Origin of the sequence: Pseudomonas sp. CFBP 13711 (genome assembly GCF_014842265.1) — a bacterium.
In the GTDB taxonomy this organism is placed as follows: Bacteria; Pseudomonadota; Gammaproteobacteria; order Pseudomonadales; family Pseudomonadaceae; genus Aquipseudomonas.
The window spans coordinates 62,855-79,331 of sequence record NZ_JACYVI010000003.1 but is presented as its reverse complement, the minus strand read 5'-3'; the positions used below and the strand labels follow the sequence as shown (position 1 = coordinate 79,331).

The 16,477-nt window shown below is 59.1% G+C and carries 15 protein-coding genes and 1 pseudogene; 11 read left to right on the top strand and 5 right to left on the bottom strand.

The genetic code is table 11. The features are described 5' to 3' along the window. Nucleotides 1–20: 20 nt before the first annotated feature. The 4 genes and pseudogenes from IFT47_RS07460 to IFT47_RS07445 all read right to left on the bottom strand — a co-directional run bounded on the left by IFT47_RS07460 (nt 21) and on the right by IFT47_RS07445 (nt 5,169). Entirely contained in the window at nt 21–260 is a 240-nt protein-coding gene (locus IFT47_RS07460; protein WP_065988840.1) for a hypothetical protein, read from the bottom strand. 200 nt (nt 261–460) lie between these two features. After that, nucleotides 461–3,379 (bottom strand): annotated as a pseudogene (locus IFT47_RS27935) (putative bifunctional diguanylate cyclase/phosphodiesterase). Between the two features lie 31 nt (nt 3,380–3,410). Beyond that, nucleotides 3,411–4,259: a phosphate/phosphite/phosphonate ABC transporter substrate-binding protein gene (locus IFT47_RS07450; protein WP_192172552.1), complete on the bottom strand. Its 849-nt coding sequence runs from the start codon at nt 4,257–4,259 to the stop codon at nt 3,411–3,413. 451 nt (nt 4,260–4,710) lie between these two features. After that, a complete protein-coding gene (locus IFT47_RS07445; RefSeq protein WP_192172553.1) occupies nt 4,711–5,169 on the bottom strand; it encodes a hypothetical protein in 459 nt (152 codons plus the stop codon). A gap of 333 nt (nt 5,170–5,502) precedes the next feature. Between IFT47_RS07445 and IFT47_RS07440 the strand changes: the two genes are divergently transcribed. Continuing rightward, complete coding sequence (locus tag IFT47_RS07440; RefSeq protein WP_192172554.1) at nt 5,503–6,183, top strand: GntR family transcriptional regulator; 681 nt, start codon at nt 5,503–5,505, stop codon at nt 6,181–6,183. A gap of 220 nt (nt 6,184–6,403) precedes the next feature. Here the strand turns inward: IFT47_RS07440 and IFT47_RS07435 are convergent, their stop codons facing one another. Further along, nucleotides 6,404–6,730: an NIPSNAP family protein gene (locus IFT47_RS07435; RefSeq protein WP_192172555.1), complete on the bottom strand. Its 327-nt coding sequence runs from the start codon at nt 6,728–6,730 to the stop codon at nt 6,404–6,406. A gap of 192 nt (nt 6,731–6,922) precedes the next feature. Here IFT47_RS07435 and IFT47_RS07430 point away from each other — a divergent pair, with 192 nt between their 5' ends. From IFT47_RS07430 to IFT47_RS07385, 10 genes are all read left to right on the top strand, one after another. Next, nucleotides 6,923–7,804 (top strand): NAD(P)-dependent oxidoreductase, encoded by an 882-nt coding sequence (locus IFT47_RS07430; protein ID WP_192172556.1) that lies wholly within the window; start codon nt 6,923–6,925, stop codon nt 7,802–7,804. A gap of 14 nt (nt 7,805–7,818) precedes the next feature. Next, complete coding sequence (locus IFT47_RS07425; protein WP_192172557.1) at nt 7,819–9,246, top strand: aldehyde dehydrogenase family protein; 1,428 nt, start codon at nt 7,819–7,821, stop codon at nt 9,244–9,246. 92 nt (nt 9,247–9,338) lie between these two features. Beyond that, nucleotides 9,339–9,743, top strand: coding sequence for a carboxymuconolactone decarboxylase family protein (locus tag IFT47_RS07420; RefSeq protein WP_192172558.1), 405 nt, complete (start codon nt 9,339–9,341; stop codon nt 9,741–9,743). 49 nt (nt 9,744–9,792) lie between these two features. Beyond that, the gene (locus tag IFT47_RS07415) at nt 9,793–11,133 is read left to right on the top strand and encodes an MFS transporter (RefSeq protein WP_192172559.1); all 1,341 of its coding nucleotides are present in this window, start codon (nt 9,793–9,795) and stop codon (nt 11,131–11,133) included. Nucleotides 11,134–11,160: 27 nt separating this feature from the next. Then, nucleotides 11,161–12,084: an NAD(P)-binding domain-containing protein gene (locus tag IFT47_RS07410; protein ID WP_192172560.1), complete on the top strand. Its 924-nt coding sequence runs from the start codon at nt 11,161–11,163 to the stop codon at nt 12,082–12,084. Further along, nucleotides 12,081–12,470, top strand: a complete 390-nt coding sequence (locus tag IFT47_RS07405) for a cupin domain-containing protein (RefSeq protein ID WP_192172561.1) — start codon at nt 12,081–12,083, stop codon at nt 12,468–12,470. The genes IFT47_RS07410 and IFT47_RS07405 overlap by 4 nt, the downstream gene beginning before the upstream one ends. A 148-nt stretch (nt 12,471–12,618) precedes the next feature. Beyond that, a complete protein-coding gene (locus tag IFT47_RS07400) occupies nt 12,619–13,383 on the top strand; it encodes a carboxymuconolactone decarboxylase family protein (RefSeq protein WP_192172562.1) in 765 nt (254 codons plus the stop codon). An 80-nt stretch (nt 13,384–13,463) separates the two neighbouring features. Then, nucleotides 13,464–14,303: an N-acyl homoserine lactonase family protein gene (locus IFT47_RS07395; RefSeq protein ID WP_192172563.1), complete on the top strand. Its 840-nt coding sequence runs from the start codon at nt 13,464–13,466 to the stop codon at nt 14,301–14,303. Then, the gene (locus tag IFT47_RS07390) at nt 14,300–15,067 is read left to right on the top strand and encodes an SDR family NAD(P)-dependent oxidoreductase (RefSeq protein WP_192172564.1); all 768 of its coding nucleotides are present in this window, start codon (nt 14,300–14,302) and stop codon (nt 15,065–15,067) included. The genes IFT47_RS07395 and IFT47_RS07390 overlap by 4 nt, the downstream gene beginning before the upstream one ends. Before the next feature lie 61 nt (nt 15,068–15,128). Beyond that, nucleotides 15,129–16,469, top strand: coding sequence for an MmgE/PrpD family protein (locus tag IFT47_RS07385; RefSeq protein ID WP_192172565.1), 1,341 nt, complete (start codon nt 15,129–15,131; stop codon nt 16,467–16,469). The last annotated feature ends 8 nt before the right edge of the window (nt 16,470–16,477 follow it).

The following is a 16,477-nucleotide window of genomic DNA, read 5'->3' as shown; positions in this document are numbered from 1 at the left end:
CTCGCGGCAGCCCGGGATGGTTACCTCTTCAGCGCGATGGCCTCCTGGACAAGGCACTCAAGGGCGAACTGCTCGGTGTAGGTCATCTGAATGGGCGTGGTTTCGCCCTTGACGGTTCTTTCGCCATCCAGGATGTAGCGGATGCGCTTGTCGGTGACACCGATGCGCTTGGCGATCCACGAAGGTGTTTGGCCGATCCGCGAAATCAGCTTGTCAGCGTATTCGGTTGAAGGGTTATAGAGTTCTGCGTTGGGTGTCATGTGACGTCCGGATAGAGGTTAGGCGCTGTGTATTCAGGCGAATGCTGCACAGTGTGCCCATAACCGGGCTGCGTCGCGACCCCAATGGTGTTCGCCAGAGCTGCGACGGCTCTGAAGGGGGAGGCCCCGGGGGGTATTCACCCTGGGTGCAAGCACCGATGCCCGTCCTGTCGGGTCTTGCAAATGCTGCAGATACTGATTCAGGCAAAATCAGGTTCAGAAAATCTTATAGCCAACGTGCGTGAAGATTTAATCATGGCGGCACACTCATCACTTGTGACGGGTTTACTGAAAAGATAGCCCTGAATTTGATCGCAGCCATGTTTGACAAGCAACTCTAGTTGGTCAGATGTTTCGACGCCTTCCGCAATGACGTTTAGATCCAGTTCGTGCGCCAATACGATGACCGCGCGGGTGATCGCCGCGTCTTCATGATTGCTTGTTATATCTTTTATGAACATTCTATCGATTTTAAGAGTGTCGATAGGGAATCGCTTCAAGTAGGCCAGGCTGGAATAACCCGTTCCGAAATCATCGACCGAAAGCCCTATGCCATATGACTTTATCTCTCGAAGTATTTCAACCGCCGACTCGGGTTCAATCATCAGCACGGATTCAGTGAGCTCGAACTCTAAAAGAGCAGGGTGGATACCGTATTCTTCCAGGATATGCCTGACGATTTTAGCCAGTCCTTTTACCTGAAGCTGCCTGGCTGAAAGGTTGACGGCGATCGGTACCACCCCGAGATTGTTATCTTCCCAACGTTTTAGGGTTTCACAGACCTTCCGGATGACCCATTCGCCCACAGGAATGATCAGGCCGGTGTCTTCAAGCATAGGGATAAAGTCAGCGGGAGAAACCAGGCCGAGCTCTGGATGATTCCACCTCAGTAACGCCTCCAAACCACTGATGCTGCCGTCTGCGAGGCTGACCTTGGGCTGGAAATGCAGAATGAACTCGTCGCGATCAAGCGCGCCCCGCAACAGCGTTTCAGTTTGCAAACGCTTGACGGCACTTTCATTCATCTCGGCAGTGTAAAACTTGAAATTATTACGACCGCTCTTTTTTGCATGGTACATGGCGGTATCAGCATGCTTGAGGATGACGCCAGCGTCATCCCCGTCAAAGGGATAATTAGCAATGCCAACACTCGCTGAAACGAATATATCCTGACCGCGAAGATTAAATGGTTTCGCCAAAGCGTCGACAATATGGGTCGCGAGCGATTTTATGGAGCTCTCCGAATAAGCAGCCTGTGTGACAACAATCGAAAATTCATCGCCCCCCAGCCGCGCAACCAGACTGTCGTCATCGATATATTCCTCCAGGCGCCGACTTGCCTGGATGAGCAATTCATCCCCTACGGAATGCCCCATGGTGTCGTTCACGGTTTTGAATCTGTCCAGATCGATGAACATGACGCTTATTGCAGAGGGCGCTGATGCAGTGCGGCTGATTGCAGTGTGCAGCTAATTATTCAGAAACCAGCGATTAGGCAGATGTGTAAGCGAATCATTTTCGGCCAGATAGGTGAGCCTTTTCTTCGCGTCATCCCGTTCAAGCGCGGCGGCCAACAGGTTTGCCAACGTTTGGAGGTAGCTAACATCTTCACGGGTAAAGGGCTGCCCCGTGGTGGCATAGACTCCGAGCACACCCTTAAAGGCATTCCCGCACGGTATATCGACCTCTATACGGCTTCCAATGCGCTCAGCTTCCACGGTGTCAATCGACAGCAACTTGTACGATGCATCAGGCGTATCGGAAATAATCTCAAGCCCGCCAGAAGAACCCATACCGCTCAAGAATTCATTCGTGTAGCCATTCCGGGCATCAACGCTGGTAAAGCCGGTCCTGGCGTCGAGGATGACTCCGTGACTCACTCGATCAACGACTAACAAAGCGGCCTTACTCATGCTCAACCCTTGCGCGGCCGTCAGTGCGGCCAGTTCACCCAGGGCGCTGACGTTTTCCTCTGTCAGTGCCTGCTGGCCAAACAGGGCGATCAGGTTTTGCCTTCTGGCGTTATCGAGAATCGCATCCTCAAACTCTTTTCGATCCGTAATATCGATGTCGATGCAGATATATTTTTCAACGCCGCCCCTGTCATCGAGAATAGGGATGATGGTGCGTTGATGCCATTTCTCTTTACCGGCAAGACCGGTAAGCCTGACCTCACCGTTCCACACTCCGCGTTCAGGTGCCCACTGCCACGGCTGAGTGGTTGAAGACATGCCGTTCCAGACTTGATCGATCGTCAACTCTAAAAGCTCGGCCCGGGAACGCTGTGAGCTTGTCACGAATCGTTCGTTGACATAGGTGATGCGACCGGACGGCGAACATTCGCAAACGATTGAAACCTCATCCAGGGCGTTTTTATGCTGCACCAGGGTGTTCATCAACGATTCGATGCGCTGACCAAAGTGATTACGCATGTTTGCCGCAGTACGGTTTACCGCTTTGATTGCTTCCTGTATTTCGACGGGAGCATCTGCGACCAACATAGCCTCTGCTGCCACTTCGCCGGAAGCGATTTCCGCTTCATAGGAGTGAAGCTTGTCCAGCTGGGCAAGCGAACGCTTGATCACCCAGCCCATCAATAACAAACTTGTAAGCAAAAAAAGCACTGCCAGTACCGTAGCTTGCACCACCAAATTACAAAGTTCGGTCGCTATTTTCTCGGCGTTGAATGACAGGCGCATCACGCCATAATCTTTCCCACCGATCGTTATCGGACGGTTGACATCGAACAATCGTGCAGCGACCTCGGACTCTATCCATGCGGGGGCTCTGCCAACCGGCGCGCTGGGCGCCTGCAGGCGAATGACGCCACCTGACAGGTCAATAAACATGGCGGATTGGAATGGCGAGCGAGCCAGGGTCTTTTCGAGGGTTCTTTTGATGGTGTCGTAATCGCCGATGACTACGCTTTCCTCCACGGCTTGCGCGGCAACCTCGATCAGCATATTGGCGGTGTCTTGGATTTCCTCGATATGTTGAAGAAGCTGATTTTTATAAAACAGACCCAGGCCGGCCGTAAGGAATACGACTATCAGAACAGACAACATTCCCAATATTTGCGACGTCAGCGATTTTGGCAGCAGGCTTTTAAAGAAAGTCATTAATAGCCTCTCCAGCTAAATGTCAGATTATTTACTTAAGGTTTGCCGGCAAGCTGCTGTAAAAATCACGATAGGAAGCGTAATCCGCTGCCGTCGCAGGAATAAAGGTAATCGGTGCCGGTGCATGAACTAACTCGGTCGCCTCATGAAGAATCTTGCTGCCGTCTTTATCGTACTGCATGTTGAAAAATGCGTTGGCTACCGCATCAAGTTCTTTCTGAGAAATACGAGGGGAGGCCATGAGGGCTAAATCATTGAACGAGGACGAACTCCACAATACGCGGAACGATTGACCTTCTCTCTCCGTGTAGCCGCTGACAAGCTGTGAATTGACACCCATCGCCTGAGCCTTGCCGCTGAGCAGCTGGCTGAAGGCGCCGTCCATGTTTCCTGCAAATACCGTAGACGTATGTATCCCTTTTTTTACCAGTTCCGAGCTGGTGACTTTGTAAGCAATAAACGATTCGGGGCCGGGGTACACGACCTCTTTGCCTTCCAGTTCGGAAAGGCTATGGATGGGCGAATCGGCGGGGACCACGATTTGTCCTTCGAGGGCAGGGGCGTCACGGCGGCCAAATACCTTCCAGCCCATTTTGTCGCGCTCAGGGCTGAAGAGATGATTGGTAAATGCAAAATCAACCTCTTGTGCGAGCACATAACTGGTCGTGTCAGAGGAGGTGCGGCCTAATTTCAGCGTGAGGTTCACGCCGCTTTTTTCGGACACGTACCGTATGATCGGGTTCCAGAAAGTGGCTGAGAGATTAAGGTTGTATTGATTGACAGGCGAGAAACTATAGACTTTAAGATCTTCAGAAGCGGCGATAGTTGAAAGGCCAAACGACAGCGCAATAAGGATAGCTTTGCAGGTCAGACGTAACATTACTTGTTGGCTCCAGATGTATATCAGTTTCTGACTCAAAGGTGATGAGCGTTAATTAAACTCAGCAATCCCATATAATCGGCCGAAGAGGGGAGATCTTAAGCACCGTTTTCTTAAATAATTAGTTAACTGCACTTGGATCCACTGATCCGCTTCTTATCCCTGACCCCATTGACGAAGGCCGTTATCCCGTCCTCGTTTGGAGGGGCGTGCGAAGGTTGGCTCTCAAGGGCTTCAGCGCTGGAGTGGACCCGGTGTTCGGAGGCGTGTTTGATCTGTTCGCCGGGTGAGGCGGCCCTTGACCTTCGGCAGATGCTTGCCAGGTTCCGTACGTAGATTCGCCGAGCGGCGATCAGGCAAGGCAAGAACAGGTGAAGAACGACCTGGGTCCCGTTCGATTTGGGTGAAAGAGGCTTCATCGTCGGCTATCGCTTTTTTGGCCCAGTGCACCTTACGGCGTAGGTAATCCCAGCCGGTGTGCTTCAGCGCTCACATTCATCGGTTTGCCTTTCAGCATCGGCTTATGCCCGAGGAGGGCAATGGCTGGCTCAAGGCTGTCGTCCGAAGGAACCAGCAGGGCTTGAAGGCTTTCAGGATTGATGACTCCCCAGTTGGATAAATCATGACAACCGCTGCCGCCACAGACAGCTTGATAGATGATCCGGCTAGCGTGATTTGCATCGGTGTCGCATTCGCCGCCGATGAAATCCACATTGCTGTACCGCAAGACTGTTGAACGAGTGCCGCGTTCTACCCGGAGAATAACGTCTGCGCCTTCTGTTGATCGCAATGGCCTGGTCGCATCTACCGCAATGGTGACGGTTGCCGCGGCACACTGAAATTGCTCCTGTGCCGACGCTGGCAGAGAAAAGATGGCCGTGAAACTAAAGACGATTGCAATCCGTAGCATGGAACGATCTCAGGTTATCAATGAGTGGATGCTAGCAGCGGGCTGAGTGCAGAGGCGAGCCGCTTTGAGTAAGAAAGGAGTGACCGCTTGTGGGCCATAACTTCAGCCGCGATGCTAAAGCGCAAGCGACCTGAATGCCTGGCCAATCTGCCGCCACGGCGCATGGCGAACCACCACCGGATCACCTGCTGATTTAAATTCCCCGTTAATTCCTGTAATACAATACGATTGCTTTCGACGGGTCGCATCATGAGGATCGGCCCGCAGGTTCAAAGTGACCCTTGTCCCACGAGAGTCTCCATCACGACATTTACAGGTCATCAGGGATACAGCATGAAAGTACTACGTCAGGCATCGTCCTTGCGGCATCAAGTGCAGGATGCACTGCGCAACGAAATCATCTCGGGGCGTTTCAAACCCGGCGATCGTCTGGTCGAGCAACAGCTTTACACGGCCCTAGACGTTAGCCGCACGTCGTTGCGCGAAGCGTTGCGGCAGCTCGAAGCCGAAGGCCTGGTGGAGCAGGTGCCCCATCGCGGCGCCTATGTCGCTTCGGTGGATGCCAAAGATGCGGTGCAAATCTATGACGTGCGCGGTGCGCTGGAAGTCCTGGCCGTGCGCAACTTCGTTCGTTACGCCACCGACGAAGACGTGGGCGAATTGAGTGAAGTCTTCGACGAATTCGCCGAACAGTCGCGCACCACCAGCGTCGATGGCACCGCCTTGCTGGACATCAAACGACGCTTCTACCACGTCCTCCTCGACATCGAACAAAGCCGCGTCGTCGGCAGCATGCTCGAACAGCTCAACAACCGCGTCAGCCTTCTGCGCGCCTTGTCGTTGGGCCGGGAAGGGCGCATGCCTCACACCCTCGCCGAACTCAAGGAAATCGTCCGCAACATCCAGTTGCGCGATGAAGAAAGTGCCTGCGCTGCGGCATTGCTCCACGTCGAGAACGCTTCGAAAAACGTCCTTGAACTGCTGGCAGCGACAGGGGCGCATGCGGTCGAGTGACGGTTCGCCGCCGTACGTCGACAGCACGCGATGCGGTGATGTCACGAGTCGCGAGCACAGCACAGGCGCGTGTCAGACGCCTTGTCTGGCAGACCTTCGCCATTCACTGCGGTCTTGCCTCCAGCGGCGCCGACAGGTGTCGCGTCAACCCTGACTGGAGTCCGCTCACGCAGCCGTTACCGCAGCAACGGATATTCAAACGGCCTTCAGCGCTCTCCTTTCATCGCAACGCCGAATACCCCGTCGGCGCCATGAACTGCACCTCGATCCGCTCCACGATAATCGCCTGGGCTTCAGTCGCCGCGCGTTTGGCGATCCACTCGGCGTCCGCCTGAAACGCATTCCACTTCGTCTCGCGCTCGGCCAGGCTCTCCCACTGCAACAGGTACGTCAGCGACTGATTGGTCGCCCCCGTCAGGTTGGTCCAGAAGCCGACCTGCCTGATCCCGTACTTCTCGAAAAATCCCAGCGTCGTGCTGGTGAACCGGTCATGCAATGCAGGCAGGCGGCCGGGAGCACAGTGATAGGTGCGCAATTCAACGATCATTTTTCTTCTCCTGTTAGGGCTGCTGACAAAAGTTGCAAGCAGGTGCCGCTGGTAAGAAAACGTAAATTATCCTATTGACCGATTGTATGACAGCCCTATAGTTTTATTTCACCTGCTGGTGAACGTCACGCAGGAAAGGCTGACGCCGCCTCGACGCCATTGACAAGAACATAAAAATCAAAGGGCACGGACATGACGCAACCGCAACGTATCGGCTTCATCGGATTGGGCATGATGGGCACTCCCATGACGGCCTGCCTGGCCAAAGCCGGCTTTGAACTGTTTCTCGCTGACGCCGACGCCGGCCGTCTGCGTGACGTGCAGGCGACCCTGAACGCCAGCGCGCTCACCGCCGAGAACGCTAAATCCCTCGACATCCTCATCACCATGCTGCCGAACTCGGACATCGTCGAGCGTGTGTTGCTGGGCGAAGACGGCTGGGCCGCGTCCCTCGCGCCGCAGGCTGTGGTGATCGACATGAGTTCTTCGGAACCCGCGCGTTCCCGTGAACTGGGGCAGCGTCTCAAGACACTCAACCTGCACTACCTCGACGCGCCCGTTTCGGGAGGAGTGAAGCGCGCCGTGGACGGCAGCCTGGCGATTCTGGTGGGGGGCGATGCCGAGGTCCTGCAGCGTGGCCGCCCGGTGCTCGACGCCATGGGCAAGAACATCCTGCACATCGGCGACGCCGGTTCGGGTCATGCGGCCAAGGCGCTGAACAATTTCGTGTCGGCAGCGGGCTTGATGGCCACGGTTGAGGCGCTGCATGTCGCCAAACGCTTCGGCATTGACCCCGGCGTCATGGTCGACGTGCTCAATGCCTCGAGCGGCGGCAGTAACACCTCGCTGAACAAAGCCAGGCAATTCATGCTCAGCGGCACCTTCGGCTCAGGCTTTTCGATGCAGCTGATGAACAAGGATCTGAAAATCGCCAAGGGGCTTTCGGACGCGCTGGATTACCCGATGCTCTTCGGCCAGAGCGCGATCAAGGTCTGGAACGACGTGGCGCAGGATGCCACGCCTGCCACGGACCACACCGAGATGTACCGCATGCTGGCCAGGGAAGGCGAGTGAAGGAGCCCGATGCCATGTCAAACGCTGACAGGTTTTACATCGACGGGCGCTGGGTCGAACCGGCGTCGCCCTCGTGGTTCGACGTCATTGATCCGGCCACCGAAACCGTGGTCGAGCGCCTGGCGTTGGGCGATGCCACCGACGTTGACCGGGCCGTGGCTGCCGCTCGCAAAGCGCTGCCGGGTTACGCCCGGACGTCCGTCGCCGAGCGCATCGCGCTGCTGCAGCGGATCGTCTCGATCTACGAGCGTCGTCAAGAAGAATTCGCTCAGGCGATGCGCGTCGAGATGGGCGCACCCATCACGTTTTCCCGCAAATTTCAGGTGCCGCGCGGTTGGCTGCACCTCAATCAACTGATCGATGTGCTGAAACGCTTTCAGTTCGAAGAAACTCGGGGCACTACCTTGATCCGGCATGAACCCGTGGGTGTCTGCGGCTTGATCACCCCGTGGAACTGGCCGATCAACCAGATCGTGGTCAAGGTCGGGCCTGCCCTTGCGGCGGGTTGCACCATGGTCCTCAAGCCCAGCGAATATTCACCGCTGAGCAGCCTGCTGTTTGCGCAAGTGCTGGACGAGGCGGGCGTGCCACCGGGTGTGTTCAATCTGGTCAACGGCGACGGGCCGGGAGTGGGCGCCGCATTGTCGGCACACCCGGACATCGACATGCTGTCGTTCACCGGCTCGACCCGCGCGGGCGTGCTGGTGGCCAGATCGGCCGCCGATACGGTCAAGCGCGTGGCGCAGGAACTGGGCGGCAAGTCGGCGAACATCCTGCTGGACGACGTTGACCTGCAGGATGCCGTGACCCGCGGTGTCGCCGCCTGTTTCACCAACAGCGGTCAGTCGTGCTCGATCCCGACGCGCATGCTGATCCCGCGCCACCTGATGGACGACGCCATCCAGATTGCCAAGGCTGCCGCCGAAGGCTATAGCGTGGGGCCCACGACGGATGAAAATACCCAGCTCGGCCCGCTGGTCAACCGGGCGCAATGGCGTCGGGTGCAAGCAATGATTCAAAGCGGTATCGACGAAGGTGCGCAATTGGTGACGGGTGGGGTTGGACTGCCGCCGGGCATCGAGAAGGGCTACTACGCCAGACCGACCGTGTTTGCCAACGTGGCGCCGGACATGACCATTGCTCAGGAAGAAATCTTCGGGCCCGTGCTGTCGATGATTACCTACGACAGCGAAGCGCACGCGCTTGCCATCGCCAACGGCACCCACTACGGCCTGGCGGCGTACGTGCAATCGGCCGATCAACAGCGTGCGCGTCAGGTTGCCCGCCAGTTACAGGCCGGCAGCGTGCATGTGAATTACCCGCCAGCCGATTTCGCCGCGCCGTTCGGGGGCGTGAAGCGCTCCGGTAATGGCCGCGAATGGGGCGAGTACGGCTTGCGCGAGTACCTGGAAGTCAAGTCTGTGGTGGGCTACGGCAACTGAGCCGGCCAACCGCTTCGCCGCACGGCTGAAAAAAATTTGCCCATTTCAACTGTATGACAATCAGTCGATCGTACGAAAAAGGTGAGAAGAACATGAGTGACAATGCGAACCACAACGAACGCTTCAACCAGGGCTTCAATAATCGAAAGGAAGTGCTCGGTGACCGCCATGTCGAGAAATCCTGGGCGGCGGCCGACGACTTCAACCGGCCCATGCAGAAGATGGTCACGGAGGTCTGCTGGGGCGAGATCTGGGGCGACCCGACCCTCTCGTTCAAGACCCGCAGCATCATCAACATCGCGATGCTGACTGCCATGAGCCAGCACCATGAACTGGGCGTTCACGTACGCGGCGCCTTGCGCAACGGTGTGACCCGGGAAGAAATCCGCGCCGTGCTGATGCAGGCGGCGGTGTACTGCGGCGCGCCACTGGGCCTTGCGGCCTTCCGTGTGGCGTCCGAGGCGATCAAGGCCTATGAGGCCGAAACCGCCAGCTGATCGTTCCACCTCCATGCTTGCGTCCGACAATAACTATAAGGAAAACGTCATGAGCACCTACGCCCCAGCCAGATCGGCGGCTGAAACCGAACAGTCGATCGAGCATAAGAGGAGGAACGCCATCAAGGGCGCGTTTTTCTCCGAATACATCGACATGTTCGACATCTACTTGCCGGTGGTGGTGTTGTCCCCGGTGTTGTTCTATTTCCAGCCCGCGCAACTGTCGCCCGGCATGGCGGCGATTCTGGCCTCGCTGGTGTTCATCACCACGCTGCTGGGCCGCCCCATCGGCGCCTTGCTGTTCGGCATGATCGCTGACAAGACCGGGCGGCGCATGGCGTCGATCTACTCGGTATCCGGCTTCGGCGTGGTCACGCTTCTGATCGCGTTGCTGCCCGGTTATGAAAGCATCGGCATCGCGTCGTACTGGCTGCTGGTGCTGCTGCGTTTCGTCGACGGCATTTTTCTCGGCGGCGGTTACACCGGCGCGATGCCGCTGGCGATTGAGTATTCGAAAAAGCACCAACGCGGGTTCGTGGGCGGCTTGATTATCGCCGGCTTCCCGTTGGCCTACGTCACCATCAACCTGGTGGCGATGCTGATGTTCATGCTGTTCCCCCTTGATGGGCCCGGCTCGCCTTACGTGCAATGGGGCTGGCGCATTCCGTTCGTGATCGGTGCCGTGCTGGCGGGCATGTTGGCGCTGTACTACGTCTACGCGGTGTCGGAATCGGAAATCTGGGAAAGCGAAGCGGGCAACAAACCCCGCGAGAAGCTGCCGCTCACCGATCTGCTGCGGGGCAAAAGCGGGCGCAACCTGCTGCAAGTGTTGCTGATGATGACCGGCTTCTGGCTGACCCAGAACATCATCACCATCTTTCTGCCCACCGGCTTGCTGCGCAACACCTTGCACCTCTCGGGCATGGAGGTCACCGGGACGCTGCTGATCGCCTATTCGGTGCTGTTCTTCAGTTATATCGCGTCCGGCATGATCGGGCAGAAGATCGGCCGTCGGCGCTTCTTCATCATTCTCGGGCCGATCATCGCCACCCTGGGCGCCGCGATCATGTACGTCCTGGCCAACGTCCAGGGGCTCACGTTGCCGGTGATCATCACGCTGGTCTGCGTGCTCTCGGTGCTGGTGACCGCGCCATGGGGCGTGATCGTGACCTACATCAACGAGCGTTTCGTGACCGACGTGCGCGCCACCGGCTTCGGTGTCGGTTTCAGCCTGTCAGTGATCATCCCGTCGTTCTACGCCTTCTACATGGCCTGGCTGGGCGAATTCATGCCGCTCACCGTTACCCCGGCCGTGCTGCTGGTGATTGGCGGCGTGATCGCGACCATCGGCGCCTACATGGGGCCGGAAACCAAAGACGTGGATTTCTAGAATTCTCTGCACGTGAGGAGAGCTGTCGTGAATAGCAAAACCGTGGGTTTCATCGGTCTGGGCAACATGGGCGGGCGCATGACGCGCTGCCTGGTGAATGCCGGGCTGAGCGTGCTCGGGTATGACACCGACGGCGAGCGGGTCAAGGCCGCTGGCGCGCAGGTGGCCGGATCGGTCGCCGACGTGGCGGCCGAGGCCGGCGTCGTGCTGCTGTCGCTGCCAGACAGCAAGGTGGTCGAGGCCGTCGTCGAAGGGCCGAACGGACTCCTGGAGCATTGTCGCGAGGGGCAGGTGGTCGTTGATTTGAGCACTGCGGCGGCGAGTTCGACGATGCGTTTGCACGGGCTGTTTGCCGAGCGCGGCGTGCAGTACGTCGACGCCGGGATTTCCGGTGGCGCGGCAGCAGCGGAGAAGGGCGCGCTGACCTTGATGGTCGGTGGCGACAGCGCGACCGTGGACACCCTGGCGTGGGTGTTCAAGCCGATCGCCAGCAAGGTGTTCCTGATGGGCGAAAGCGGTGCCGGCCACACCACCAAACTGCTGAACAACTTCCTCAACGCCGTCAGCCTGGCGGCCACGGCGGAGGTGATGGTTGCCGGCAAGAAGGCGGGCCTCGACCTGCATCGCTTGCTCGACGTGTTGAACAGCAGCAGTGGGGTGAATTTCGCCACGCTCAACCGCTTCCCGCACATCGTCGATGGCAATTACCTTGAAGGCGGCCTGACCGGCAAATTGATGACCAAGGACGTGGTGCTGTACCTGGATCGCGTCCGCGAACTGGGGGTCGCCTCGCTCAATGCATCGGGTCCGCTGACGAGCTTCGGCCTGCAAACGGCGCTCGGCTACGGCGACCTGATCAGCAACCGCGTGGTAGACGCCATCGGCGACCTGTCCGGTGGGGTACGCCTGCACGAATCGGCCATAGAGAACAAGAAAGGAGACAAGGCATGAAAGTTTTTCACGGCGCTGTCGAAGGCGCGATTTCCGAACAGCGTGGCGCGACGTTCACCGGCGTGGTCTGGGCCGACCCGGTCATGCCCACCACGGATGGGGTGACCATCAACAACGTTTCGTTCTACCCCGGCGCGCGCACCTACTGGCATTACCACGAACAGGGGCAGGTGCTGTACGTGACGTCGGGCAGCGGCTGGATCTGTCTGGAAGGCAGCGCGCCACAGCCCATCCGCCAGGGCGACACCGTGTGGATCGGCCCCAATGAGCGGCACTGGCACGGCGCCAATACCACGAACTTCATGGTCCACACCGCCACGTCCATCGGCAAGACCGTGTGGCAGGAATCGGTGGCAGATGTGGATTATCTGCGTGGGGCGGATTGAGCCTGAACGCCGTCATCCCCTGTCAGAGCGAATTCATTTGCGAATCGATAGGGCAGACGACAAAGGCCTGTCGGATGTTCCGGCCCATCGTGAATGAATTGGCGCCCGCAGGTCATGCAACGCTCTTCAATGTTCAGCGAGGAACACCATGAGCCTCACCGAAAAACAACAACAGGCCAAAGCCGCGTTTGAACGTCACGGGACCTGGAATGCCGGCTGGGACAGCCTGCTGCGTCTGGACCCCGGTTTTGTCGAAGCCTACGCCGGTTTCGCCTCAGTGCCCTGGCAGAAGAATCACCTGCCGCACAAGGTCAAGTCGTTCGTCGCCCTCGTCGCCAGTGCCAACGCCACACACCTGTTCCAACCCGGCATTCAGGAACACATCCATGCGGCCATTCAGCACGGCGCGACCCGCGAGGAACTGACCGAGGTGCTGGAACTGATCAGCACGGTCGGCATTCACGCCTCCAACGTCGGGGTGCCGGTGTTGCTGGAAGTGCTGGAAGAAGAGGGCATGCGCAACGGCCCGGCACCCCTGGATGCGCGCCGCGAAGCCCTCAAGGCGAGCTTCATCGAAAACCGGGGCTATTGGCATCCGTCCTGGGAGGGCCTGCTGGAACTGGACCCGGAGATGTTCGAAACCTACGTCGAATTTTCCTCGGTGCCATGGCGCACCGGCGTGCTGGAGCCCAAGGTCAAGGAGCTGATGTATTGCGCCTTCGACGCTGCCGCCACGCACCTCTATGTGCCGGGCCTCAAGCTGCACATGCGCAACGCGCTGCGTTACGGCGCGACCAGGGAAGAGATCATGGAAATGCTGGAGATCGTCAGTGTCATCGGCATCCATGGCGCGCAGCTGGCAGCGCCGTTGCTGGAGCAGGCTCTGGAGGCGGCGCCCAATAATCCTCGATAACGCTGCGTCCCGACTCCTCTAACAATAACGACGCCGCAAGCCATCAGGCCCTGAACACAGACCTTATCTGGAGTTTCCCCATGAACACGCCATCGACCGTCAGACCGGACTGGACCGACCCCGAAGTGATTGTGGTGCGGTACGGCACCCGGCAGACCACCAAAAGCGAGTGCTATTACAACTTCGGCGCTTACCGCGAACCGGACGCGGCGATGACCATGGACTATTTTTTCTGGATCTTCCGCAGCGCCGAGCAGACCATCGTCATCGACACCGGTTTCAGCCCGGAAGCAGCAATCGCCCGTAAACGGCAACCCGTGGTCGCGCCTGCAGATGCATTGGCTCGCCTTGGCATCGACCCCAAAGACGTCAAATTGCTGGTACTGACTCACGCCCATTACGACCACGCCGGGAACCTGGGCCTGTACCCCAACGCGAAGATCGTCATGTCGCGCAAAGAGTTCGAATTCTGGGGCACCGACATGGGCAAGCGCCCGCAGTACGGCCACCACATCGACCCGCTGGACATCGAACGCATTCAGGCGCTGCACCGCGAAGGCCGCATCACACTGCTCGACACGCCGCAGAACACGCTGATTCCGGGCATTGAGCTGTACGAACTCGGCGGCCATACGCCGGGGCAGATGGCCGTGGTGGTGGAAATGCCTGAAGGCCCGGTGATCCTCGCCTCGGACGCTATTCACTATTACGACGAACTGGAGCAGGACCGGCCGTTCGCGGTGCTTGACAGCCTGGCGGACATGTACCGGGGCTACGAGCGCATTCGCGAATGGTTGCAGCGTCCCGGTGCGGTGGTGATTCCTGGCCATGACCCTGACGTGATGAATCGCTTCGCGCCCGTTGATGCGAGCGATCCCTCGTTCGCGGTGCGTATCGACGCCCACGGAGCCGGGGTATGAAGGGGCGCACGGCGCTGGTGACCGGGTCGTCGGACGGCCTCGGGCTGGCGATGGGCAAAGGCCTGGCCGCAGCGGGGTATGACGTGGTCCTGCACGGTCTGGCCGCGCCTGACGCGGTGCGCCAGGCCCGTGAGGATCTGCTGCGCTCCCACGATGTGCAGGTGCGTTATGTGCAGGCGGACCTGTCCACGCCAGCGGGCGTCGAGGCGTTGATCGCATCGGCAGGGCGGGTTGACGTGCTGGTGAACAACGCGGTGATCCGGCATTTCGCCCCCCTGGATGAGTTTCCCCTCGCGCGCTGGGATCAGGCCTTGGCGGTGAATGTCACGGCGGCGTTTCTGGCGATTCAGCGGGTGTTGCCGGGAATGCGTGAACGGCGGTGGGGGCGGATTTTCAATCTGTCGTCGGCCTACGGATCGCGGGCCATCGCCAACCGCATCGATTACGTGACCACCAAGACCGCGCTGTTGGGCCTGACCCGCGCCGTGGCGGTGGAAACCCAGGGGCAGGGCATTACGTGCAACGCAGTGTGCCCTGGCTCGGTGCTGACACCCAACATCGAAAGCCGACTGACCGCGCTGATGGCCGAAAAACAGCTCGACCGGCAGGCCGCGACCGTGGAATTCCTGCAAGGCAAACAGGCCACCGGGCGCTTCATCGAGGCCAGTCACGTGGCCGATCTGATCGTCTACCTGTGCAGCGAATCGGCCAGCTCGATCACCGGCGCGACGTTGCCGGTGGATGATGGGTGGATGGCGGGGTGAGCCATGCACCAAAAGCACCCGCAGTGGTGACAGCGTCAGACCTTAAGAAAATGGATACCCCATGACTCAAACCCTAAGCCATCAACTCGCGCAGTTCATCGAACGCGCGACCTGGTCGGACATTCCCGCCCACGTACGACATGAAGCCCATCGCGCGCTGGTCAACTATTTCGCGGTGTCCCTCGCAGGCTGCAGCGACCCGGACGTCGTCAGGGCCGCGACACTGTTTTCGCGCTTCAACGGGGGTGGCGAAGCTCACTTGATTGGCCGCGCTGAGGTCATGGACATGCTCAGCGCGGCGTCGCTGAACGCCATGAGCGCCAACGTCTTCGACTACGACGACACGCACATTCCAACGATCCTGCACCCCACGGCGCCGGTGGCTGCGGCGCTGTTCGCTTTGGCGGAAACCCGCGTGATCAGCGGCGAGCAGCTGCTGCTGGCGTTCGTGCTGGGCGTCGACGTCGAGTGCCGCATCGCCATGGCCATTTCCCCCGAACATTACCGGCGTGGTTGGCACATCACCGCGACCTGCGGCGTCTTCGGCGCGGCCGCCGCTGTCGGCAAGGTCCTGGGCCTTGATGCCCGGCAACTGGTGTGGGCGTTTGGCAATGCCAGCGCACAGGCCAGCGGGCTGGTGGAAACCCTCGGCAGCGCCGCGAAGAGCATCGGCGTCGGCAACGCCGCGCGCAATGGCCTGCTCTCGGCCTTGCTGGCAAAAGAGGGGTTCGCCGGGCCAGACCAGCCGCTGGAGGGGGAGCGGGGGTTTCTGAACGTCTTCGGCGAGCAGCCACGGCTGGACGAAATAAGCGCAGGGCTGGGCGAGCGCTGGGCCTTGTCGGCCAACACCTACAAGCCCTATCCATGTGGCGTGGTGCTCAACCCGGTGATTCAGGCTTGTCTCGAATTGGGGCGGGATCGCAGCTGGGCGCTCGAGGACATTCAGCGCATCGAACTCACGGGGCATCCTTTATTGCGCCAACGCACGGACCGGCCCGACATACGCCTTGGCCGCGAATCCCAGGTCAGCGCGCAACATGCCGTGGCCGTCAGCCTGGCGACGGGCAGGGCGGGGCTGGCCGAATTCAGCGACGCAGCGGTCAGCGATCAACGGGTGCGCGCGCTTTACGGGCGGTTGCAGTTCGTGGATGACGCCGATTACCCGGTGGAGTCGGCACAGGTGCGCATCGTCTTCCACTCAGGCTCGGTCCTCACCCGAAACCTCGACGTTTCCCTCGGCAGCCTCGATGCGCCGCTCAGTGACCATTTTCTCGAAAACAAACTGCGCGATCTCACCGCCTATGGCCGTTCGGGGTGCGAGCCGCAACCGTTGATCGACGCGTTGTGGAAACTGGAACATTCAACCGATGCCGGTGCGCTGATGCGTCTGGCGAGTCTCTGACAGGCAGG